The organism is Nocardioides sp. GCM10030259 (assembly GCF_042666375.1).
In the GTDB taxonomy this organism is placed as follows: Bacteria; Actinomycetota; Actinomycetes; order Propionibacteriales; family Nocardioidaceae; genus Nocardioides.
Genome location: NZ_JBHTDF010000005.1, coordinates 97,009 through 118,056, shown reverse-complemented (window position 1 = coordinate 118,056; position 21,048 = coordinate 97,009). Strand labels below are relative to the sequence as shown.

Below are 21,048 nucleotides of genomic sequence, written 5' to 3'. Positions count from 1 at the left end.
CCGACTCGGGCGCCATGGCGAGAGGATGATCATGTCACTTGTTCGGAACCGCGGCCGCGGGTTGCTCGTGGCCGCGGTCAGCGTAGTCACGATCGGAGGCGCAGCCGCCGTCGGCGGCGTCGGCGGAGCCGGCGTCAGCTCGGCGGCGGGTGGGCAGTGCCGCACGTTCTGGGTCTCGCCGGACGGCGACGACGGCGCGCGGGGGACCCAGGGGAGCCCGTGGCGCACGGTGGAGCACGCCCGGGACGAGATCCGGGCCCAGGGCATCACCGACGAGCGCCGGATGCGGTGCGACGTCACGGTGAACCTCGCGGCCGGGGAGTACCCCGTGACCGAGACGTTCGAGCTCACCGACCAGGACTCCGGGACCAACGGGCACCAGGTCGTCTACCGCTCGGCGGACGGCCCCGGCAAGGCGGTGCTCCTCGGCGCCGAGGAGGTCACCGGGTGGGAGCCGTACCAGGACGGCATCTACCGCACCCACGTCGACCCCGCCAAGCCGTTCTACACGCTGTTCGAGGACGGCGAGCGGGCGACGATGTCGCGCTACCCCAACCGGGGCACCGAGGACGAGTGGTCGCCGTACCTGACCTCCCGTCTCGGTGAGCCCGAGAAGGAGGCCGTGCACCAGTGGCTGTACTGGGAGGAGGGGGACTGGGACCCGGCCTGGGACGACACCCCGGAGAGCAACCCGCTGGCGAACGCCCAGCTGACCGTGTGGTCCGGCGGTTCGTGGAGCTGGTTCACCGACATCGTGCCGATCGGCGGTGCCGACTACCGCAAGGGCTTCACCACCCTGAACTACTGGACTCGCTACGCGCTCGTGAACAGCCGGGGCGGCTCCCGGTACTTCATCCAGAACGCGATGCCCTTCCTCGACCAGAAGGGCGAGTACTACTTCGACTACAAGGCCGGCGAGCTCTACTACAAGCCCCGCGGCGACATCGCCGACGTCAAGATCATGCGGCCCACCGTGACGCGCGTCGTCGACATCCAGGGTGCGTCGCCGGACCGGCGGGCGCACGACATCACCTTCGACGGCATCGGCCTCCAGTACTCCGACTTCGTGAACTGGTACCGGTCCGGCTGGATCAGCGCCGGTGACTCCGGAGAGGTGCACAAGTACCCCGAGTACGACCGTCAGATCGAGATGCCGCGCAACCGGTTCGGCGCCATCACGCTGCAGAACACCAGCAACATCACCCTGTCGAACCTGCGCATCTCCGACACCGGCTACATGGGGGTCTATGCGCTGTTCGCCAACGACCACCTGACCGTCGAGAACTCCCTGCTGGAGAACCTCGGCGCGGATGGCATCAAGGTCGAGGGCGGGTATCCCGGGGAGGGCGACGTGGCGCACAGCAACACGTTCCGCAACCTCTACATCGACCACGTCGGGGAGCTGGTGCCCGGCGACGCGGCCGGCATCGAGCTGATGGACACCGGCGACAACACGGTCGAGCACGTGAATGTGCGTCACTCGGCCAGGTACGGCATCAGCCTGGAGTCGCGTCCCGAGGTGAGGGACGGCGAGCAGTACACCGACGGGAACACCTTCCGCTTCATCGAGATCCAGGAGGCGGGCCTGGACTCCGGCGACATGGGTGCCTTCTACACGTACGGCGTGGACAACCAGGAGCCGCACCCGGTCCAGAACACCGTCGACCAGGTGGTCATCGGCGACGTCATCCCCGACGCCTCGATGCCCGACAGCGGCACCCGCGGCGTGCACATGGACGCCGGTGGCTGCGGATTCTCGTTCAGCAACATCGAGGTCGGCAGGACGACCGACCAGTCCTACCAGTCCTACAAGTGCAACGAGGTGTCCAACGGCAACTGGGAGGCCGGCTTCGACGCCTCGAAGATGCAGTACGACAAGATCGGCGTGACCGAGGACTTCCCGTACCCGGTCCCGCAGGACTGAGCCCGCAGTACCCGTGACAGCCGGGTCGTGCCGCGCGAGCGGCCGGCCCGGCTGTCCCGCGCCACCGCCGCCCGCTGAGGCAGGGGAGGAGACCGCCTCCCGCCGGACGGCGTGACCGTCCCGCGGGTGGGTGACCGCCGCTTCGCGAGTCCGTCGACCGCGAGGAGGACCGCTCCAGCGGCCAGCGCCATCGCCCACCCGCTCGGTTCGGGCCAGGCACCACCCAGGAGGTCGGCGACCGGAGGGACGCCGAGGAACACGACGAGCAGGAGGACCTCGGCGGCGATCGCGACGAGCACGGAGGGGTTGCCGCGCGGGTCGAGGCGCCACGCGGCGCGGGTCGTGCTCCGGCAGGCGATCGCGTTCGCCATCTGGCAGACGGCGATGACGGCGATCGCCGTACCTGACGCCTGCGCCAGCGTGGTGGCGGACGGCTCGGCGCCCCACGACCAGCCGTCGCCCCTGAGCACCCACGCGAAGGCCGTCAACGACAGGAGCGCCTCGGTCGCACCCAGGACCAGGAAGGCCCGCAGCAAGAGGGCGCGATCGAGCACGGTACGCCGCCGGCGCCCGCGCATGATGTCCTTGCGGGGCGGCTCGGTGCCGAGCGCGAGCGCCGGGAGCATGTCGGTGCCGATGTCGAGCGCGAGCACCTGCAGCACGCCGATCGCGAGCGGGAAGCTGCCTCCGGACAGTGCCCACAGGGCGAACGGCGCCAGCTCGGCGACGTTGTCCGTGAGGTGGAACGTGAGGAACCTGCGGACGTTCTGGAACGTCGCGCGCCCGAGCTCGACGGCGGAGACGATCGTCGCGAAGTGGTCGTCGAGGAGCACGAGGTCGGCAGCCTCGCGGGCGACGTCGCTCCCGCTGGCTCCCATGGCGACGCCGACGTCCGCCTCCCGCAGCGCCGGCGCGTCGTTCACCCCGTCACCCGTCATCGCGACGACGTGGCCGCGCCCGCGCAACGCCTTCGCGATCCGCAGTTTGTCGGCGGGCGTGGCGCGAGCGACCACGGCACCCACGCCCGTGTCGAGCAGCGCACCGAGCTCCCGGTCGTCGGCGGGCAGCGAGCTGCCCTCGCACACCAGCCCGCCCTTGCCGATGAGGCCGACGTCCTCGGCGATGGCGCGGGCGGTCCTGGGGTGGTCGCCGGTGATCATCACGATGCCGATGCCGGCGTCGCGGCAGGTCTGCAACGACTGCGCGACGTCGACGCGCGGCGGATCCTCGAGCGCGAGCAGGCCCAGGAACCGGAGGTCGGCTTCCATCTCCTCGCCGACGTCTCCCGCCCACTCCCGGCGCGCAACACCCAGGACGCGGAGGCCGCGGTCCGTCAGCCGGTGGAGCTCGTCGACCGCGTCGTCCGCGCCGGACGTGCACCGCGCCAGGATCGCCTCCGGAGCCCCGAGGACGTGGACCCGGCCGGCGCGCAGGCACGAGGTGAGCATCCGGTCGGCGGTGTACGGGCGGAGCCGGGACTCGACGGGACCGGCGCCGTCGGGGTGGGCGGAGCCGGTGCGGATCGCCAGGCAGTGGATCGCTGCCTCCATCGGGTCGCCGTCCACGACCCAGGCGGGTCCCCGGCGCGTCACCCTGCCGGTCACGCACGCGAGTGCGGACTCGGCGACGGGAGCCGCGAGCTCGGCCGCGTCGTCGGCGCCACTGAACGTCGCGACCGGCTCGTAGCCGCTGCCCGCCACGTGGATCCAAGCGGGCGGGGTGACGACCTCGACGACGCTCATCCTGTTCTCCGTCAGCGTGCCGGTCTTGTCCGTGCAGATGAACGTGGTCTCGCCGAGGGTCTCGACGGCGTCCAGACGCCGGACCAGCGCATTGCGGCTCGCCATGACCTGCGCGCCGCGGGCCAGGGACAGCGTCACCGTCGGCAGCAGGCCCTCCGGGACGAGCGCCACCGCGACACCCACGCCGAAGAGGAAGGACTCGGTGGTGGAGAGGCCCAACGCCAGCGACGCGGAGCCGAGCATGACCCCGGCGCCCGCGGCGACCGCGGCGATCACGCGTACGACGGTGTGCAGCTGGACCGTCAGGGGGCTGGGTGGCCGCTGCGCGGTCGCCGTCAACGCGGAGATCCGCGCCAGTGTCGTCGACGCCCCGGTCGCGGTCACCTCTGCCTCGGCCATGCCCTGGACCACGAACGTCCCGGCCATCAGCAGGTCGCCGACCCCGTGCCGGACCGCACCGCTCTCGCCCGTGGTCAGCGACTCGTCGACCGTCAGGTTGTCGACCTCCACGACCGTCATGTCTGCGCCGACCCGGTCGCCGGCCTCGAGCAGGACGACGTCGCCGACGACCAGCTCGCTGACGGCGACCCTTCGTCGGGCGCCGTCACGACGGACGCGGGTGCCCGACGGGAGCATCGAGCGCAGCTGCTGCGTGGACCGATCGGCGCGGTACTCCTGCCAGAACGCGAAGAGCGCGTTGAGGACGACGATCACGACGATGGCGATCGCGAGGGCCGGCATGCGAGCCAGCAGGGCGAGCCCAGCCGCGACCCAGAGCAGCACGGCGAGGAGGTGGGTCAGCTGGCCGGCCAGGAGCGCGAGCGGCCGCGGGCCGCGCGGCGCGGGCAGCTCGTTGGGTCCGTCGCGCCGGCGGCGCCGCTCGACCTCCGCCGTGCTCAGCCCGCGGTTGCGGTCCATCAGCCCGGGGTCGGCCCCAGGCGCCGGCCGGTGATCGCGTCGACGGCGATGGTGACGACCGCCGACCGGGGGCCGCTCGGCCAGGGGTTCGGACGGGAGCCGCCCGCGTCGTCGCCGTACCGGACCGCGGCACGGCCCCGGGCGAGCACGCTCCATCCCCGGTGCGTCGCCTCGTCGATCCGGTCGACCTCGAAGGCGACGCGCTCGAGGTCGACCTTCTGCACGAGGGCCGAGCCGCCTCGCGTGCGGATGCGGATGGACCGTCCGTCGACGACGTGGTTCACCGGGAGGACGACGGGCCCGTCGGCGGTCGTCCACGCGATGCGCCCGACCTGCGTCGACCTCAGCAGGTCCCAGCAGGCCTGGTCGGAGAGCTCGGTCAGGTGGTCGTCAGCCGTGGTGGCCATACTCCACCGTCGCGTCCCGAGCGGGGCCAGCGGGAGGTGCGTCGGTCACGCCGCACAGGGACCAATGTCTCGACGTTGCGGACGACCCTCGTCAACCCGTGGTGACGTGGGGTACGACGCGCCGGCAGGGCACGAACACCTCGGTGCGCGGCATGGGTACGTCGGGCCCGTCGAGGTAGCGCTCCCAGGCGCCGTCGAGGCACTCGAAGCCGTTCTCGATCGCGCAGGTGGACAGCGCCTCGTACGCCGAGCCGAGCCCTTCGTAGCGACCGGCGTGGGTCGTCCAGACGACATGGCCGCCGGGCAGTGAGGTGGGGCGTACCCGCCCCTCGGGTGTCACGGCACCGGCCACGGGGAAGCCGGCCTCGAAGAGCCACCGGTCGGCTCCCCGGTGATAGCGCGCGAAGGGTGGACCGACGAGTTGCACGCCCTGGGCCGCGGCGATCCGCGCGACCTCCTCGAACGCCGCGCCGAGGTGCGAACCGATGTCGTCGGGTGCGGCCTCGTCGGCCACGACGGCGGCTGCCTGGGCCTGCAGATCGGCGAAGGTGACGGAGTAGGTCATGCCGCGAGCATCTGCCCGGTGAACGGTCGTCGTGAGGGGAGAAGGTCCCCGGGTGGCCGCGCCCTTCGGCCCGACGGCAGCCGCCGAACCTCTCCTCGTGGTCGTCTTGGAAGCCCTACCCTTCGGGCATGCGGGCACGACTACCGCTGCCGACGTGGGTGCGCGGGTACCAGCGCGGCTGGTTGCGCGGTGACCTGCTGGCCGGTGTCACCATCACCGCCTACCTGATCCCGCAGGTGATGGCGTACGCCGAGCTCGCGGGCCTGCCCGCCGAGGCCGGCCTGTGGGCGTGTGTCGGCGCGCTCCTCGTCTACGGCCTCCTCGGGTCGTCGCGCACGCTGTCGGTCGGCCCGGAGTCGACGACCGCCCTGATGACCGCGGCGGCGATCGGCTCGGTGCCGGGCGCGACCGACGATCCGGAGTCGTTCGCGGCGGCGCTCGCCCTGGCCGTCGCGGCCGTCTGCCTCGTCGGGTGGTTCGCCCGCGCCTCGGTCCTGGCCGAGCTCTTCTCGCGGCCGGTCCTGGTCGGCTACATGGCCGGCATCGCCGCGATCATGGTGGTCTCGCAGCTGGGCAAGCTGACCGCGATCGACGTGGAGGCGGAGGGGTTCTTCCAGGAGCTGGTGTACGTCGTGCGGCACCTGGACGAGATCCACCTCCCCACGTTCGCGCTGGGGTGCACGACCGCGGCGGCGATGCTGCTCGCGTCGGCGTACTTCCCCCGCGCTCCGGTCGCGCTCCTCGGCATGCTGGGCGCGACCGCCGCTGCGGCCCTGCTGGGGCTCGAGTCGCACGGCGTGCAGCTGGTCGGCGACATCCCGGCCGGGGTGCCGACACCCGGCCTCCCCGACGTCGACGTCGGGACGGTGGCGGCGCTGCTCGCGCCGGCCCTCGGCGTCGCGTTCGTCGGCTACACCGACAACGTGCTCACCGCGCGTGCGTTCGCGAGCAAGCGCGGCGAGGTCGTCGACCCCAGGCGCGAGCTGCTCGCGCTCGGCGCCGCCAACGTGGGGTCGGGACTCATGCACGGGTTCCCGGTGAGCAGCAGCGGCAGCCGGACGGCCATCGGCCACGCGGTCGGCGGTCAGACCCAGCTGACCGCCTACACGACCGTGGTCGCCACGGTCGTCGCCGTGCTCGTCGCGCGGCCGCTGCTCGAGGCCTTTCCGGCCGCGGCGCTCGGCGCGGTGGTCGTGTACGCCGCCACCAAGCTGGTCGACGTCGCGGAGTTCCGCCGGCTCGCGGCGTTCCGTCGCAGCGAGCTGGTGCTGGCTCTCGCCACCACGGCCGCGGTGCTGACGGTCGGGGTGCTGTGGGGCGTGCTGGTGGCCGTCGCCCTGTCGGTGCTGAACCTGCTGCGGCGCGTGGCCCATCCCCACGACGCGGTCCTCGGCGAGGTGCCAGGGCTCGCCGGCATGCACGACGTCGACGACTACCCGTCGGCCGAGCTGGTGCCGGGGCTGCTGGTCTATCGCTATGACTCTCCGCTGTTCTTCGCCAACGCGGAGGACTTCCGCACCCGTGCCCTGTCGGCGGTCGCGGACTCGGCTGCGCCGGTCGAGTGGTTCGTGCTCAACACGGAGGCGATCATCGAGGTCGACATCACCGCTGTCGACGCGCTCGAGTCCCTCCGCGCGGAGCTCAGCGCCCGGGGCATCGTCTTCGCCATGGCGCGGGTCAAGCAGGACCTGCTCAGCGACCTGGAGCCGTCGGGGCTGCCGGACCGGATCGGCCGTGACCGGTTGTTCCCGACCCTGCCGACGGCGGTCGAGGCCTTCCTCGAGAGCCGGTGACGCGGCGCGGGCGAGGAAGGGTCGATGGACCCGGCCGGGACCGGCCTTCCGGCCGTGACGGTGCGGTCGGCGCCACCGGACCATGGGAGCATGGGCCAGCAGATCGAGTCCGGAAATGTCGTGGTCGCCGTCGACGGTTCGCCGCACGCCGACCGAGCCGTGGGCTGGGCCGCCCGCCAGGCACACCTGGAGCGACGCGGCCTCGTCGTGGCCGCTGCCGGCGACGGCGCCCCGGCCATCGCCGAGCATGCGATGGAGCTCGCCCTCGGGACCCACCCGGAGCTGGCCGTCCGACCGGTCTGCGCGAGCGCCGACCCACGGCGCATGCTCCTGGACATGTCGGCCGCCGCCCACCTGCTCGTCATGGGCTCGCGGGGCCGGGGCGCGATGCGCAGCATCCTGCTCGGCTCGGTGAGCGCGGCCGTCAGTGCGCACGCCGCCTGCCCCGTCGTGGTGTGCCGGCCACCCGTCTCGCGCCAGGCCGGGTACGGCGTGGTCGTCGGCGCCGACGGCTCCTCCCAGTCTCGCCCGGTCATCGAGTTCGCCTACCGGTTCGCAGCGCTCCACGGGCTGCCGCTGACCGTGCTGCACTGCTTCTGGGACGCCGTCGCAGCAGTCGCCGCCTACCGGGAGGCGAGGGGACGGACGGTCGATGCGCCCGATCTCGAGGAGCTGCGCGCGCTCCTCTCGGAGTCGGTGGCCGGCTTCGCGGAGCAGTTCCCGGACGTCGCGGTCAGCCTGGAGCTCACGCACGGCCTGGCCGACGAGTCGCTGGCCCCACGCAACCGCGCGTGGGACCTCGTCGTCGTCGGCCGGCACCCGATGACGCGGCTCGACCGGGTGATCACCGGGTCGATCGCCACCTCGGTCGTGGAGCGCTCGAGCGGCACGGTGGCGGTCGTGCCCGAGATCACGACCTGACCCGCCGCCCTACATCTCGAAGACGATGCGCGCGGTCGCACGCCCCGCGAGGACGTCGTCGACGGACTGGTTGACCTCGTCGAGCTTGCGGGTCTCGGCGACCACCCGGGTGCGTCCCCGCGCGTGGAGGTCGAAGACCTCGGCGAGGTCCTGACGGGTGCCGACGATCGAGCCGATCACCGAGATGCCCTTGAGGACGGTCGGGAAGATAGGCAGGCTCATCGGGCCGTCGGTCTCGGGCGGCAGCCCGACGCAGACGAGGCGGCCGCCCCGGCGCAGCGCCGCGAAGGCCTGCTCGAAGACCGAGGGCATGACGGCCAGCACGACCGCGACGTCGGCGCCACCCAGCGCCTCGATCGCCGCGACCGGGTCCGTCTCCGCCGCGTTGACGACGTGGTCGGCCCCGAGCTCGCGGGCGAGCTCGAGCTTCTCGGGCTCGACGTCGACCGCGATCACGGTGCCGCCGACCAGGCGGGCGTACTGGACGGCCAGGTGGCCGAGCCCGCCGACGCCGAAGATCGCGACGCGCTCACTCGGCCGGATGCTCGCGACCTTGATGGCCTTGTACGTCGTGACGCCGGCGCAGGTCAGCGGCGCGGCGTCGTGGGGGCTGACCCCGTCGGGCACCGGGACGACGTACGTCGCGTCCGCCACGGCGTACTCCGCGAAGCCACCGTCGATCGAGTAGCCGGTGTTCTGCTGCTCCTCGCACAGGGTCTCCCAGCCCGAGATGCAGTGGTCGCAGTGTCCGCACGCGTGACCGAGCCAGGGGAGCGCGACGCGGTCGCCCACGGCGCGCTGGGTGACCCCGGCGCCGAGGGCCTCCACGACGCCGACGCCCTCGTGGCCGGGCACGAACGGCGGGGTGGGCTTGACCGGCCAGTCACCGTGCGCCGCGTGGATGTCGGTGTGGCACAGGCCGCTGGCCTCGATGCGGACGAGCACCTGCCCGGGACCGGGTGTCGGGACCGGGCGCTCCTGGATCTCCAGCGGCTCGGTGAAGCTGGTGACGACTGCTGCCTTCATGACTACTCCTTGGTGGTGGGACGGGTTCGAGGTACGGCGAGCCAGAGGCCGACGCCGGAGAGGACGAGGAGGATCAGGCCGGAGACGATGAGCGTCACGCCGGCGACGTTGACGATGGGGAGCTCGGCGGCGAGGGTGACCTCGGCGGAGACGGGTGTCGTGCCGTCGGCGTTCATCACGACGAGGGTCCAGTCGCCGGAGCGGGGATCCCAGTCGATGCGCTCGGACCCGGAGCCCGAGGCGGAGGCGACCCAGATCGGGACTTCGTCGGGCGCGACGCGCGGCGACCCGCCGTCGGTGAAGTAGGCGCGGGGGCCGTCCTCGTCCCACGGGTCGACCATGGTCGAGGCGGCGACACCGCGGAGGTAGCGGTCGACGTCGGAGGACCGCGCGATGCCGACGAAGACGTCGTCCCCGGTCGTCGCCCGTGCGGTGACCTCGACCGTGCCGGTCATCCGGCCGGACAGGTTCGGCATCATCGGCCCGCGGTGGAGGCTGACGTTCTCGGAGCGTACGGCGTGGCCGGGGGACTCCCAGGTCGACGGGGTGCTCGTGAAGAAGCCGTCGTCGTCGCGGAGCACGGCCGAGGTCGCGGCCATGCCGGCGCCGGTGACGGCGAGGAGCGTGCCGAGCATCAGGACCAGCGCGGCCGTGACGACGGCGATGACCCGTCCGATCGTCCACGGGCCGCTCGACGGTGGCCGGGGAGCCGTGGGTGGGACTGGTGGGTGGGTGGGCGTGGTGGTCATGGCGACCTCCGTGGGTCGGGATCCCTCACTCCAGCGTCGGTCGCGGCGGCCCGGGGCAGCAGGGGACAAGGTCACGACCGACCGGGACCCGCGCACCGGTGGTCAGGCCATCAGGACGTCCTCGACGCCGCGACGAGGGGTGGACGGGAGCGGTGACCGGGCGAGCTCCTGCCAGCCGACGCGCAGCAGGAGCTGCGGCCAGGGGTCCACGTCGAGGACGTCGGCGCGCAGCGCCGCCCGGGTCTCGGCGACCTCGATCACCTGGCTGAGCGGGACGACCGAGAGGTCGTGGTCCAGCGCAGCGACCCACGCCCGGCACAGGGTGCGGCCGGCGTCGATCCAGCCGTGCGGGGAGTCGTCCTCGCTCAGGATGACGAGCAGCCCGTCCAGGGGAGCTGTGACGAGCTGGCTCTCGTCGTCGAGCGGCGGGGCGTCGTACCTCGAAGGCGAGCCGGGGCGCAGGTCGCCGTCGCTCGGCCGGGCGTTCTCGGGCGGTACGCCGTCGGGCCGTCCGGCGGCGACCCACCGGCTCTGCTCCTCCACCAGGAGGCGGTCGGCACGCTCGGTCGCCAGCGCCCTGCTGACCAGCAGCTCGACGCCGAGCCGGTCCGGCAGGGCGGCCAGGATCACCGTCGAGGCGATCCCCACCGAGGCCCGTCCCGCCACGGCCTCGAGCAGTCCGTGGGGCACCGGCCAGGGGATCAGCCGGCGCCGATCGGTGCGGCGCGCGCTCAGCAGGCTCGCGTCCGCGAGGGCGCGCCGGTTGACGGGGCCGGGGGAGAGTCGCAGCACCGCGAGGTGGTCGGGATCGTCCGGATCGGGCAGCAGGTCGACGACGCTCTGCCACTGGGCGGCGGCCGCCCCGACGACGGCGTACTCGAGGGCGGCGCCGCAGCTGATCGCGAGGTTGCGGCCGAGGGGGTCGGCGACGGACAGCTGGCGGTCGCGGTCGGCGTAGAGGTCGAGACGCCCATCGCCGATCCGCCAGCGCCACGGTTGCGTGTTGTGGACGCTGGGCGCACGCAGGGCGAACTCGACGATCTCCCGGGCGGCCGTACCCGAAGGTCGGCGATCGCTGTCGACGGTCCTGGCTCGTCGCATCGCAGCTCCCCTCGGGTGGGTGGATGGCTCGAGCGTCCGTTGCCGGACGTGCCGTGCACAGGGACAAAGGTCCCGCCCCCGAGGTGGCCATGGCCCGCGGCGGACCAGAGTCCCTCGTGCCTACCGTCGAGGCATGTGGGAGCAGGACGAGCAGCCGGGGCAGGCCCGCGGCCGTCGCATCACGGTCTACCTGCTCGACGACCACGAGCTGGTGCGTCGAGGCATCCGCGACCTCCTCGAGGCCGAGGGAGACATCGACGTCATCGGTGAGTCCGGATTCGCGCAGGAGGCCGCTCGCCGCATCCCCGCCCTGCGGCCGGACGTGGCGATCCTGGACGGCCGGCTGCCCGACGGGTCCGGGATCGAGGTGTGCCGCCAGGTCCGCTCGATCGACCCGACGATCGCGGGCCTCATCCTCACGTCGTACGACGAGGACGACGCGCTGTTCGCGGCCATCATGGCCGGTGCAGCCGGGTACGTCCTGAAGCAGGTCAAGGGGCCGGACTTCGTGGCGACGGTACGCCGGGTCGCCGCCGGCCAGTCCATGCTCGACCCGGCCGTGACCGCGCAGGTGCTGGCCCGCCTGCGCGACGGGCCGCCCGAGGACCCGGTCACCAAGCACCTGACGCCCAAGGAGCACCAGATCCTGGGGCTCATCGGCGAAGGGCTCACCAACCGCCAGATCGCCGAGCGGCTGTCGCTCGCCGAGAAGACGGTGAAGAACTACGTGTCGACGGTGCTCGGCAAGCTCGGCGTGGAGAGCCGGACGCAGGCCGCCATCATCGCGACGCGCCGCCACGAGCACGACAGGCAGCAACACCCCTGATCAAGGAGGACCGTCATGAACGCGGACGAGCACGGGGTGCTCCTGGCAGTTGGTCCCGACGGTGTGCGCGACGGGGTCCTGGACTTCGCAGCCGCGGAGGCGAGCCGGCTCGGCACCGGCGTCTGGCTGCTGCACGTGATCCACTCGCGGGTGGTCGCGCCGACGGACGTCGACCAGCGGCAGGCCATCGATCGCGCGCTCAGCAAGGTCGGGCGCGAGGTCCTGACGGACGCCGCCGGCCGGTTGCGGGACCGTCTCGCAGGACGGCACCCGGTGGAGACCGAGATCGCCACCGGGCCGGTCGCCGCCACGATCTGCGACCGTGCGTCGGGCGCCGGCGTCGTCATCCTCGAGCGCCGCGACCTCGGCACCGTGGGGCGCATGCTGACCATGTCGGTGTCGACCCGGGTGGCCGCCTACTCGCACGCTCCCGTCGTCATCGTTCCCCGGCACTGGGCCGCGGCGACCGACGAGCGGCCGGTGACCGTCGGCGTCGACCACGCGCCGGAGGCGTCGACACAGGTGGAGGCCGCGGCGGCGTACGCGAGGTCGGTCGCACGACCCCTCGTCGTGCTGCACGCGGTCTGGCTGGCCGAGCCGTACCAGGACACGGTCTTCGTCGATCACTCGCGCCGCGACTGGACCGAGGAGGCCGCCCGCGAGCTCCGGCTCAGCCTGGCCGCGATGGGCGAACGTGAGGACCTCCGCCTGACCTCCGACGTCCGGTGGGCGCGGCCCGTCGACGCCCTCGTGGCCGCGAGCCGGTCGTCCTCGGTCCTGGTGCTCAGCCGCCGCGACGACCGCCACGCGCCTCGTGCGCACCTCGGACCGGTCACGCGGGCCGTCCTCCAGCACGCGGAGTGCCCGGTGCTGATCGTCGACCGGACCTGAGGATGACGCGCCGTCCCGCGCTGACCTTCCTCGGCGCCGCCGGGACCGTGACCGGGAGCAGGTTCCTCGTCGAGTCCGACGGCAGCCGGTTCCTGGTCGACGCCGGCCTGTACCAGGGGCCGTCGGCGCTGCGCCGGTTGAACTGGGCTCCGTCGGACGTCCCCGTCGGCGACCTCGCCGCCGTCGTCGTCACCCACGCGCACCTCGACCACTGCGGGTACCTGCCCCGCCTGGTGCGCGAAGGGTTCCGCGGGCGGATCACCTGCACGCCCGAGACCGCCCAGCTCGTCGAGATCGTGCTGCGCGACAGCGCCCACCTGCAGGAGGAGGACGCCCGGTTCGCCAACGAGAGCGGGTTCTCCCGGCACCGGCCGGCGCTCCCGCTGTACGACGTCGACGACGTCGAGCGCACGCTGCGGCTGGTCGAGCCGGTCCCGTACGACGTGGAGGTCGCCCTCGGCGCGGACACCCGCGCGACACTGCGCCCGGCCGGTCACATCCTGGGCTCGTCGACCGTCCACGTCGACCTGGGCGGGACCGGGGTGGTCTTCAGCGGCGACCTCGGCCGTGCGCGCCACCCGCTCCTCCGTCCGCCCGCTCCACCTCCCGCCGCCCATGCCGTCGTCGTCGAGTCGACGTACGGCAACCGGGTCCACCACTCGGACGGTGGACCCGACGTGCTGGCCGCGGCGGTCCGACGGACGGTCGGGCGCGGTGGCTCGGTGCTGATCCCGGCCTTCGCCGTCGACCGCACGGAGCTGGTGCTCCTCGAGCTCTACCGCCTCATGAGTGCGGGCGAGATACCGCGCATCCCGGTGTTCGTCGACAGCCCGATGGCCCTGGCGGCGCTCGAGGTCTACCGGGCGGCGGTCGCGAACGGGTCCCCCCAGGTCTGCGCCGAGGCGACCGAGCTGGTGGCGGCGATCGACTTCCTGCGCGCCCGGGGCGTTCCGGGCGCCGCGGCGTCGATGGAGCTCAACCGGCCGAGCGTGCCCAGCATCGTCATCTCGGCCTCCGGCATGGCCACCGGTGGCCGGGTGATCCACCACCTCTCCCACCAGCTGCCCGACCACCGCAACTGCGTCGTGCTCACCGGCTACCAGGCCGTCGGCACGCGGGGGCGGCAGCTGCTGGACGGCGCCCGGCAGGTCAAGATCCACGGCCGCTACGTGCCGGTCCGGGCGGAGATCGTGGACGACCCGGCGTTCTCCGTGCACGCGGACGCCGACGAGCTCGTCGCCTGGGTCGCGTCCGCGAGCGCGCCGCCCCAGGTGGTCTACGTCGTCCACGGCGAGCTCGAGGCGTCGCGCGGGCTCGCGGACCGCATCGACCGCGAGCTCGGCATCACGGCCGTGGTCCCGAGGCTCGGCGAGCGCGTGAGCCTCGGGTAGCCGGCGACCCTCAGTCGGCCATGACCCGGACGTCGACGACGCCCGCAGCGGTCCTGGCGAGGACGCGAGCAAGCGACGCCTCGCCGGAGTCGGCGGGTCCGGTGATCGACACGACCCCGTCGTCGACCTCGACCAGCCAGTCGTCGTGCCCGACCGAGTTCAGGAGCAGGGCGACGTCGGACGCGATCGTCTCGTCCGTGCGCGCCAGCGCCCGGACGATGTCGCTGCGGCTGACGACGCCGACCAGGTGGCGACCGGGGCCGAGGACCGGAAGGCTCTTGGCGCCGGTCGCGGTCATCAGCTCCACCGCGGTGGCGATGTCGTCGTCCGGCGCGACCGTGACCGTGGCACGCGTGTACACGTCGTCGACCGTGACCGGGGGGTACAGCGGCTCGATGACGATCGGCCGCTCCAGCGCCCGCGGGTCACGCACGATGACGTCCTGGATCAGGTCCGCCTCGCTCACGATGCCGCGAAGCCGACGCTTGGCGTCGACCACCGGCATGGCGGTGATCGAGTGCTCGGACAGCCGGCGCAGGGCGTCCTTGATGCTCGTTCGCGCGGTCACCGTGATCGGTTCGCGCGCCATGGCCTCCTCCACCAACATCTCACTCACCTTCCTCGGCGTCGCGTGCTGCGGACCGGCCCCAGAGCCGCCGTCCGGTGACCTCGTGGGGCGTCACCCGGATGAAGAGGCTCGCCGGTCCGGCCGGCCAGATCTCCATGCCGACGAGGTGGTCGGGCACGTCCTGCACCGGCACCCGCTCGGCGGTTCCGGTGACGACGACGCTCCAGGCTGCTCGGGTACGCCGGTCGAGGTGGTCGACCTCGAGGGTGACCGTGCCGTGCGTGCACCGGCGGGCCAGCGTCGTGTAGGGCTGCGTCCGGAACCACAGCGCTCCATCGGAGACGGTGTAGTTCACGGGCACGATCGCCACGCCGTCCGGGCCGGCCCAGGCGATGCGCGCGATCTCCTCGTCCTCGAGCAGTCCCCAGCAGTCGTACGCCGTGAGCGCGACCGGTGGGGTCGGCGTCGATGTCGTCGTGTTCATCTCGACCTCCACGTCCCGATGTCCTTCGTCGTGCCTCCACGGTGCTGCGCGACTGCCGGGCGTGCCACGGCTGTCGGGCCCTGCCGGCCGTGACCTTTGTCAGTCGTCCCTCGGGCGTGTGCCCCTGACGCGGGCCCGGTCGCGCGGCGGATCCTGCAGCTGGGAGGCCGGCGAGACGCGGGCCCCACCGATCGGAGGAGGTCGCCATGAACGCCCAGCAGCAGCGCCACATCGTGGTCGGCGTGGACGGGACCGCCGACAACGTCGGCGCACTTCGGTACGCGACGGCCGAGGCCGCAGCGCGCAAGGCGACGCTGCGACTGGTGCACGTCGTCCCTGACTACGTGCCCGTCTCGCCGATGCTGCTCCGGACGCCGGTCGACCTGGCGCAGGTGGGAGCCGCCATCCTGGAGGAGGCTGCGGCGCGGGTGCGTGCGCTCGACCCCGACGCCGAGGTCGAGGGCTGGCTGCGGCACGGCACCCGGCCGGACCAGCTGGCGGAGGCCGGCGAGGGCGCCGAGGCCGTCGTCGTCGGCCGTGACGACCGGCCGCTCCTGGAGCGTCTCGTGCTCGGGGACACCGCCACCGGGGTCGCCGCACGCGCGACGGTGCCCGTCGTCGAGGTGCCCGCGGACTGGCAGCCGCGGGAGCACCGGCGGGTCGTCGTCGGCGTCAAGGGGCCGAAGCACGCCGGCGACCTGCTGGCCGCGGCGTTCGACGAGGCGCGCCGGCGCGGCGCCGACCTCGAGGTCCTGCACGCCTGGAAGCTGCCGAGCGTGTACGACGACATCATCGAGGTCCGGGTCGACCTCGACGAGTGGCGGCGCGAGGCGGCCGAGGAGATGGAGGCCCTCGTGCGTGACTGGCGCACGGCGTACCCGGACGTGACGGTCGAGCTCCGCGTGGTCCACGACCGTGCCGGGCACGCGCTCGTGGAGGCGTCGCGCCGAGCCGACCTGGTGATGGTCGTCCGGCGCCAGCACGGCGTGCCGGCCGCGGCACATCTCGGCGGGACCGCGCGTGCCGTGCTGCGCCTGGCTGACTGCCCGGTCGTGGTGGTCGCACCCGTCGACGTCACGCCGATCCCGCCGCTCGTGCTCGAGCGGCACGGTGAGCTCGCCCGCTGAGACCCGACGTCAGGTCTGCGGCACGACGGCGACCGCGCAGCGAGCCCTCTCGACGAGGGGCGCGACCACCGAGCCCTGCAGCACGTCGGACATGCGGCGGCCGTGGTGCGCGCCGACGACGACCAGGTTCATGGAGCGACCGGCGTCCAGGAGACAACCCGCCGGTTCGCCGTACGCGACGACGGAGCGCAGCGGGACGTCGGGGAAGTCCTCGGGGGTGCCGGAGAGCGCGTTGGCGAGGTGGAGCCGCTCCTCGGGGCGCTCGTCGGGCCGCTCGGTCAGCAGGATCTCGGGGGCGACGTGCATGACGGTCAGTGGCCAGCGGTGCAGCGACGCCTGGACGAAGGCGAATCGCAGCGCTGCCTGGGAGTGCCGGGTGTCGTCGACGCCCACGAGGACTCCGGAGTGGACCCGCGTCGGGTGGTCGGGCCGGACGACCACGACGGCGCACGGCGGACGCCGCGAGATCGCCGTCGTGGTCGAGCCGAAGAGCCGGACCCACGGGCCGCGGTGGTTGCGCGCCCCGATGACCAGCAGATGGGCGTCGTGCGCGGCGGTCGCGAGCACGTCTCGCGGTGTGCCGCTGTGCAGCACCTCGTCCACCGTGAGCCGGGGTGCCCGCTCGAGTGCGCGGGCGCGAGCCCGGTCCAGGAGCAGCTGTCCGGCGGACGGCGCCGGCAGCACGCCGATGCGGGTGTCCCGGCCCTGCGTGTCGTGCCACAGGTCCTCGGCGGCGTCGACCGCGTGCACCAGCGTGAGTGGGCGCTTCTCGACGAGCGCTTGGTCGACCGCCCAGTCCAGCGTCCGGGTCCAGGTGTCCCGCGCGTCCAGGCCGACGACGATGGCGCCCCGGCCGTCGTGGGTTCCGTGTGTGCAGCTCATGGCTTCCCCCTCCGAGAGTGCCGATGCAGCGACCGTGCATCGCGCCCGTGCTCCCGCGTACGGCCGGACGTCCCGTGCTGGCGATGACCAATGGCAGCGGCCGCCGCCCGTCGTTCTCCGACGGCGACGGAGCGGAGGAGGGTACAAAGTCCCGAGCCCGTGGGCCGCACGCCCGCAGCCGGGCCCGCCGAGCCGGCCTAGATTTGTCGACATGGCGGAGCTGTCCAGCACCACCGGGCACGACCAGCGGGAAGCGATCACCGTCTTCCTGCTGGACGACCACGAGCTCGTCCGCCGCGGGATCCGTGACGTGCTCGAGGCCGAGGGCGACATCCGGGTGGTGGGCGAGGCCGGGACCGCCGCCGAGGCCGTGCGGAGCATTCCCGTCCTGGTGCCGGACGTCGCGCTCCTCGACGGCCGGCTGCCGGACGGCTCGGGAGCCGAGGTGTGCCGCCGGATCGGGGAGTCCGCCCCCTCGGTCGCCGCGGTGATCCTGACGTCGTACGACGACGACGAGCCGCTGTTCGATGCGATCCTCGCCGGCGCCGTCGGCTACCTGCTCAAGCAGGTGCGCACCAGCGACCTGGTCGATGCGGTCCGCCGGGTCGCCGCCGGCCAGTCCCTGCTCGATCCCGAGCTCACCACCCAGGTGCTCGACAGGATCCGCAGCGGCGACGAGCCACCGCGACCCACCGCCGACCGGTTGACGGCGAAGGAGCGGGAGATCCTCCACCTGGTCGGCGAAGGCCTGAGCAACCGGCAGATCGCCGTCCGGCTCGGGCTGGCCGAGAAGACCGTCAAGAACTACGTCTCGACGATGCTCGGCAAGCTGGGCCTGGAGAGCCGCACGCAGGCGGCGATCCTCGCGATCAAGGGGACGTACGATCGCCGGCCGTCGGTGGGCGTCCACCACGTCGGGTAAGGCGCGGCCCGAGGCCCGGCCGGGCCGGCGCGGCGCTGCTACGTTCGGAGCAGGAGCGGCCCCCGGGGAGAGCAATGAGCGACGTCCCGAAGCAGGAGCGCTGGCACCTGCTCCTCGACGCGGTGGTCAGCATGGCCGCGGACCTCAGCCTCGATGACCTGCTGGCGCGGATCGTCGAGGTCGCTGCCGACCTGGTCGGGGCGAGGTACGCCGCGCTCGGCGTGATCGGGGACGACCACGACCGCCGGCTGCGGAGGTTCGTCTCGCACGGGATGTCCGAGGAGGACGTCGCCCGCATCGGCCACCTGCCCGAGGGGCACGGGCTCCTCGGCCTGCTGATCGACCAGCCCCAACCGCTGAGGCTGCAGGACATCGCCGCTCACCCGCAGTCCCACGGGTTCCCGCCCGGCCACCCGCCGATGCGGACGTTCCTGGGCGGGCCGGTGCGGATCCGGGACAAGGTCTTCGGCAACCTGTACCTGACGGAGAAGGTGGACGGCTCCGACTTCACCGCGCAGGACGAGGAGATCGTGACCGCCCTCGCCGCGGCGGCCGGGGTCGCCGTCGAGAACGCCCGCCTGCACGAGGAGGCGGCGCGGCGCGAGCGCTGGCTCTCCGCGGCGGCCGAGCTGACCGCGCTGCTGCTGCACCCCGGCGCGGACGCCACCGCGCTCCAGATCGTGGCCGACCGGGCACGGGAGCTCGCCGCCGCGGACGTGGCGTGGGTCGTGGCCGGGCCCGACGACGCCCACCTGACGCTCCGGGTGGTCTCCGGCATGCCCGTCGACCCCGACGCGATGGCGAGCCTGGACCTGACCGAGTCCCTGGCCCGCACGGTCGTCGCCAGTGGCAGGCCGATCACCGTCGAGGACCTCGCGAACGACTCCCGGGCGACGAACGTCGCCGAGCTGCTGGGCTGGGAGCCGCTCGGACCCGCGATCCTGGTGCCGCTGGGCAACGCGGCCGGCGTGGAGGGTGTCGTCGCCCTGGCCTGGCGCAGCGGGGAGGTCGCGGCCCCGGTGGTCGACGCGTCGCTGCCGAGCCTCTTCGCCGAGCAGGCCGGCCTGGCGATGCACGTGGCGCGGTCGCGGCGGGACCAGCAGCGGCTCGCCGTGCTCGAGGACCGCGACCGCATCGCCCGGGACCTGCACGACCTGGTCATCCAGCGCCTCTTCGCGGTCGGGCTCGCCCTGCAGAGCACGGCCCGCACCACCGACTCCATCCAGGTGACCGAGCGCCTGGACCAGGCCGTCGACGACCTCGATGTCACCATCCGCGACATCCGGCGCACCATCTTCGCGCTCGGCTCGATGGACTCCGCCGCGGACATCCGGGCCGCCGTGGCCGAGGTCGTGGACCGGGCGGCGCGCACCCTGAAGTTCCGGCCCGACCTGAAGTTCGAGGGGCCGGTCCGCTCCAGGATCGACGAGGCGCTCGCGCCCGACCTCCTGGCCGTCCTGACCGAGGCGTTGTCGAACGCGGCCCGGCACGCCCGGCCGTCCAGCTGCACCGTCGAGCTCAGCGTCGTCGACGGGGTCCGGCTGCGCGTCGCCGACAACGGCGCGGGCATGCCGTCCGGCGCCACCGAGAGCGGCCTCGCGAACATGCGCCGTCGCGCCGAGCAACGCGGTGGCCACCTCTCGATCGCCTCCGGCACCGGAGAGGGCACGGAGATCGTCTGGTGGGTGCCGGGCACCTGATCATCGGTCGACGACGAGCACGGCCGAGCCGCTGAGGCGGCCCGCTGCCAGGTCGGTCAGCGCGCGGTCCGCGGCGTCGAAGGGGTACGTCGTGACGGTGGGCTGGATCCCGAGCCGCTCGGCGAGGCGGAGGAGCTCCTCGCCGTCGCGACGTGTGTTCGCGGTGACCGAGCGGAGGTCGCGCTCGCCGAACAGGAGGTCGTCGTACTCCATCGCCGGGATCGTCGACATGTGGATGCCGGCCAGCACGACCGTGCCTCCCGGCCCCACGGCCTCCAGCGCGACCGGCACCAGCTCGCCCGCGGGCGCGAAGACGATGGCGCCGTCCAGGGCGACCGGTGGGCGCTCGGCCGCGGCGCCGGCCCAGGACGCCCCCAGCCGCAGGGCGAGGGCCCGGTCACCCTCGCCTCGTGACGCCACGAACAGCTCGGCGCCCCGGGCGAGAGCGATCTGGGCGACGAGGTGGGCGCTGGAGCCGAAGCCGTAGATCCCGAGCCGGCCGCCCGCGGGCAGGTTCGTCCGCGCGAGTGCGCGGTAGCCGATGATCCCGGCGCAGAGCAGCGGCGCCAGCGCCGTTGCCGGGAGGTCCTCGGGGAGCCGGTAGGCGAAGGGGGCCGGCACCAGGATGTACTCGGCGAACCCGCCGTCGGCGTCCCAGCCGGTGTACGTCGATGCCGGGCAGAGGTTCTCCCGTCCGCTGCGGCACCAGCGACACTCGCCGCACGTGCTGCGCAGCCACGCCGCCCCCACCCGGTCACCGACGGTGAAGCGCTCGGTGGCGGGTCCGACCGCAGCCACCCGTCCGACGACCTGGTGGCCGGGCGTGGTCCCCGGGCGGCGTGGAGCCAGGTCGCCCTCGGCGAGGTGGAGGTCGGTGCGGCAGATGCCGCACGCCTCGACGGCCACGAGCAGCTCGGCCCCGGACGGGTCGGAGACGCGCCTCTCGACCCGGGCCAGCGGCCGCGTCGGCATCGGGCCGGGTGTCTCGACCACCCAGGCGGCCATCGGCCGGCTCTGTCTCGTGGTGTCCATGGACTCAAGGATCGCCCTCCCGAGCTGCGTGCGTCGGTGGCCGGAGGTCCCGCGGCCGGGGTCCTTCGACCCTGCAGGC

Annotated in this window: 19 protein-coding genes; 9 read left to right on the top strand and 10 right to left on the bottom strand. The window is 73.3% G+C overall.

What is annotated here, in order from left to right; translation table 11 throughout:
* Positions 1-31 precede the first annotated feature (31 nt).
* The gene (locus tag ACFQQI_RS05060) at positions 32-1,924 is read left to right on the top strand and encodes a right-handed parallel beta-helix repeat-containing protein (RefSeq protein WP_378558857.1); all 1,893 of its coding nucleotides are present in this window, start codon (positions 32-34) and stop codon (positions 1,922-1,924) included.
* Here the strand turns inward: ACFQQI_RS05060 and ACFQQI_RS05055 are convergent.
* The 3 genes from ACFQQI_RS05055 to ACFQQI_RS05045 all read right to left on the bottom strand — a co-directional run bounded on the left by ACFQQI_RS05055 (position 1,807) and on the right by ACFQQI_RS05045 (position 5,556).
* Complete coding sequence (locus tag ACFQQI_RS05055) at positions 1,807-4,584, bottom strand: cation-translocating P-type ATPase (protein ID WP_378558854.1); 2,778 nt, start codon at positions 4,582-4,584, stop codon at positions 1,807-1,809. The two genes, ACFQQI_RS05060 and ACFQQI_RS05055, sit on opposite strands and share 118 nt — an antisense overlap.
* Entirely contained in the window at positions 4,584-4,991 is a 408-nt protein-coding gene (locus tag ACFQQI_RS05050) for a pyridoxamine 5'-phosphate oxidase family protein (RefSeq protein WP_378558852.1), read from the bottom strand. Before ACFQQI_RS05050 ends, ACFQQI_RS05055 begins: the two co-directional genes overlap by 1 nt.
* A 91-nt stretch (positions 4,992-5,082) precedes the next feature.
* Positions 5,083-5,556, bottom strand: coding sequence for a GyrI-like domain-containing protein (locus tag ACFQQI_RS05045; RefSeq protein ID WP_378558849.1), 474 nt, complete (start codon positions 5,554-5,556; stop codon positions 5,083-5,085).
* Positions 5,557-5,684: 128 nt separating this feature from the next.
* On the opposite strand from ACFQQI_RS05045, the gene ACFQQI_RS05040 reads away from it, so the two are divergent.
* Together ACFQQI_RS05040 and ACFQQI_RS05035 are read left to right on the top strand one after the other, a co-directional pair.
* On the top strand, positions 5,685-7,349 hold the full coding sequence (locus tag ACFQQI_RS05040; RefSeq protein ID WP_378558846.1) for a SulP family inorganic anion transporter: 1,665 nt from the start codon (positions 5,685-5,687) through the stop codon (positions 7,347-7,349).
* A gap of 90 nt (positions 7,350-7,439) precedes the next feature.
* Complete coding sequence (locus tag ACFQQI_RS05035) at positions 7,440-8,270, top strand: universal stress protein (protein WP_378558843.1); 831 nt, start codon at positions 7,440-7,442, stop codon at positions 8,268-8,270.
* Between the two features lie 9 nt (positions 8,271-8,279).
* Here ACFQQI_RS05035 and adhP read toward each other — a convergent pair whose 3' ends face one another.
* The 3 genes from adhP to ACFQQI_RS05020 form a co-directional block, all read right to left on the bottom strand.
* Entirely contained in the window at positions 8,280-9,296 is a 1,017-nt protein-coding gene (gene adhP, locus ACFQQI_RS05030; protein WP_378558841.1) for an alcohol dehydrogenase AdhP, read from the bottom strand.
* 2 nt (positions 9,297-9,298) lie between these two features.
* Positions 9,299-10,045, bottom strand: a complete 747-nt coding sequence (locus ACFQQI_RS05025; RefSeq protein WP_378558838.1) for a hypothetical protein — start codon at positions 10,043-10,045, stop codon at positions 9,299-9,301.
* 102 nt (positions 10,046-10,147) lie between these two features.
* Positions 10,148-11,146 carry an Acg family FMN-binding oxidoreductase gene (locus tag ACFQQI_RS05020; RefSeq protein ID WP_378558835.1) on the bottom strand — a complete coding sequence of 333 codons (999 nt, stop codon included), beginning with the start codon at positions 11,144-11,146 and terminating at the stop codon, positions 10,148-10,150.
* Between the two features lie 133 nt (positions 11,147-11,279).
* Here ACFQQI_RS05020 and ACFQQI_RS05015 point away from each other — a divergent pair, with 133 nt between their 5' ends.
* The 3 genes from ACFQQI_RS05015 to ACFQQI_RS05005 are packed head-to-tail and all read left to right on the top strand — an operon-like array spanning position 11,280 to position 14,254.
* A complete protein-coding gene (locus ACFQQI_RS05015; protein ID WP_378558832.1) occupies positions 11,280-11,972 on the top strand; it encodes a response regulator in 693 nt (230 codons plus the stop codon).
* A gap of 15 nt (positions 11,973-11,987) precedes the next feature.
* Positions 11,988-12,863, top strand: a complete 876-nt coding sequence (locus ACFQQI_RS05010; RefSeq protein WP_378558829.1) for a universal stress protein — start codon at positions 11,988-11,990, stop codon at positions 12,861-12,863.
* A 2-nt stretch (positions 12,864-12,865) separates the two neighbouring features.
* On the top strand, positions 12,866-14,254 hold the full coding sequence (locus tag ACFQQI_RS05005; protein WP_378558826.1) for an MBL fold metallo-hydrolase RNA specificity domain-containing protein: 1,389 nt from the start codon (positions 12,866-12,868) through the stop codon (positions 14,252-14,254).
* Between the two features lie 10 nt (positions 14,255-14,264).
* Here the strand turns inward: ACFQQI_RS05005 and ACFQQI_RS05000 are convergent, their stop codons facing one another.
* On the bottom strand, positions 14,265-14,843 hold the full coding sequence (locus tag ACFQQI_RS05000; RefSeq protein ID WP_378558823.1) for an HPP family protein: 579 nt from the start codon (positions 14,841-14,843) through the stop codon (positions 14,265-14,267).
* A gap of 19 nt (positions 14,844-14,862) precedes the next feature.
* A complete protein-coding gene (locus tag ACFQQI_RS04995) occupies positions 14,863-15,306 on the bottom strand; it encodes a pyridoxamine 5'-phosphate oxidase family protein (protein WP_378558820.1) in 444 nt (147 codons plus the stop codon).
* Between the two features lie 206 nt (positions 15,307-15,512).
* Between ACFQQI_RS04995 and ACFQQI_RS04990 the strand changes: the two genes are divergently transcribed.
* On the top strand, positions 15,513-16,433 hold the full coding sequence (locus ACFQQI_RS04990) for a universal stress protein (RefSeq protein ID WP_378558818.1): 921 nt from the start codon (positions 15,513-15,515) through the stop codon (positions 16,431-16,433).
* Between the two features lie 9 nt (positions 16,434-16,442).
* Here the strand turns inward: ACFQQI_RS04990 and ACFQQI_RS04985 are convergent, their stop codons facing one another.
* Positions 16,443-17,315, bottom strand: coding sequence for a universal stress protein (locus ACFQQI_RS04985; protein ID WP_378558815.1), 873 nt, complete (start codon positions 17,313-17,315; stop codon positions 16,443-16,445).
* Positions 17,316-17,526: 211 nt separating this feature from the next.
* Here ACFQQI_RS04985 and ACFQQI_RS04980 point away from each other — a divergent pair, with 211 nt between their 5' ends.
* Both ACFQQI_RS04980 and ACFQQI_RS04975 read left to right on the top strand, forming a co-directional pair.
* Positions 17,527-18,237 (top strand): response regulator, encoded by a 711-nt coding sequence (locus tag ACFQQI_RS04980; RefSeq protein ID WP_378558813.1) that lies wholly within the window; start codon positions 17,527-17,529, stop codon positions 18,235-18,237.
* A 74-nt stretch (positions 18,238-18,311) separates the two neighbouring features.
* A complete protein-coding gene (locus tag ACFQQI_RS04975; RefSeq protein ID WP_378558810.1) occupies positions 18,312-19,937 on the top strand; it encodes a GAF domain-containing protein in 1,626 nt (541 codons plus the stop codon).
* Here ACFQQI_RS04975 and ACFQQI_RS04970 read toward each other — a convergent pair whose 3' ends face one another.
* Complete coding sequence (locus ACFQQI_RS04970) at positions 19,938-20,969, bottom strand: zinc-dependent alcohol dehydrogenase family protein (RefSeq protein WP_378558808.1); 1,032 nt, start codon at positions 20,967-20,969, stop codon at positions 19,938-19,940.
* Positions 20,970-21,048 lie beyond the last annotated feature (79 nt).

Excerpts from the sequence above, each read along its gene's own strand:
- ACFQQI_RS05060 (WP_378558857.1), top strand. The coding sequence starts at position 32 with ATGTCACTTGTTCGGAACCGCGGCCGCGGGTTGCTCGTGGCCGCGGTC.
- ACFQQI_RS05055 (WP_378558854.1), bottom strand. The coding sequence starts at position 4,584 with ATGGACCGCAACCGCGGGCTGAGCACGGCGGAGGTCGAGCGGCGCCGC.
- ACFQQI_RS05050 (WP_378558852.1), bottom strand. The coding sequence starts at position 4,991 with ATGGCCACCACGGCTGACGACCACCTGACCGAGCTCTCCGACCAGGCC.
- ACFQQI_RS05045 (WP_378558849.1), bottom strand. The coding sequence starts at position 5,556 with ATGACCTACTCCGTCACCTTCGCCGATCTGCAGGCCCAGGCAGCCGCC.
- ACFQQI_RS05040 (WP_378558846.1), top strand. The coding sequence starts at position 5,685 with ATGCGGGCACGACTACCGCTGCCGACGTGGGTGCGCGGGTACCAGCGC.
- ACFQQI_RS05035 (WP_378558843.1), top strand. The coding sequence starts at position 7,440 with ATGGGCCAGCAGATCGAGTCCGGAAATGTCGTGGTCGCCGTCGACGGT.
- adhP (WP_378558841.1), bottom strand. The coding sequence starts at position 9,296 with ATGAAGGCAGCAGTCGTCACCAGCTTCACCGAGCCGCTGGAGATCCAG.
- ACFQQI_RS05025 (WP_378558838.1), bottom strand. The coding sequence starts at position 10,045 with ATGACCACCACGCCCACCCACCCACCAGTCCCACCCACGGCTCCCCGG.
- ACFQQI_RS05020 (WP_378558835.1), bottom strand. The coding sequence starts at position 11,146 with ATGCGACGAGCCAGGACCGTCGACAGCGATCGCCGACCTTCGGGTACG.
- ACFQQI_RS05015 (WP_378558832.1), top strand. The coding sequence starts at position 11,280 with ATGTGGGAGCAGGACGAGCAGCCGGGGCAGGCCCGCGGCCGTCGCATC.
- ACFQQI_RS05010 (WP_378558829.1), top strand. The coding sequence starts at position 11,988 with ATGAACGCGGACGAGCACGGGGTGCTCCTGGCAGTTGGTCCCGACGGT.
- ACFQQI_RS05005 (WP_378558826.1), top strand. The coding sequence starts at position 12,866 with ATGACGCGCCGTCCCGCGCTGACCTTCCTCGGCGCCGCCGGGACCGTG.
- ACFQQI_RS05000 (WP_378558823.1), bottom strand. The coding sequence starts at position 14,843 with ATGGCGCGCGAACCGATCACGGTGACCGCGCGAACGAGCATCAAGGAC.
- ACFQQI_RS04995 (WP_378558820.1), bottom strand. The coding sequence starts at position 15,306 with ATGAACACGACGACATCGACGCCGACCCCACCGGTCGCGCTCACGGCG.
- ACFQQI_RS04990 (WP_378558818.1), top strand. The coding sequence starts at position 15,513 with ATGAACGCCCAGCAGCAGCGCCACATCGTGGTCGGCGTGGACGGGACC.
- ACFQQI_RS04985 (WP_378558815.1), bottom strand. The coding sequence starts at position 17,315 with ATGAGCTGCACACACGGAACCCACGACGGCCGGGGCGCCATCGTCGTC.
- ACFQQI_RS04980 (WP_378558813.1), top strand. The coding sequence starts at position 17,527 with ATGGCGGAGCTGTCCAGCACCACCGGGCACGACCAGCGGGAAGCGATC.
- ACFQQI_RS04975 (WP_378558810.1), top strand. The coding sequence starts at position 18,312 with ATGAGCGACGTCCCGAAGCAGGAGCGCTGGCACCTGCTCCTCGACGCG.
- ACFQQI_RS04970 (WP_378558808.1), bottom strand. The coding sequence starts at position 20,969 with ATGGACACCACGAGACAGAGCCGGCCGATGGCCGCCTGGGTGGTCGAG.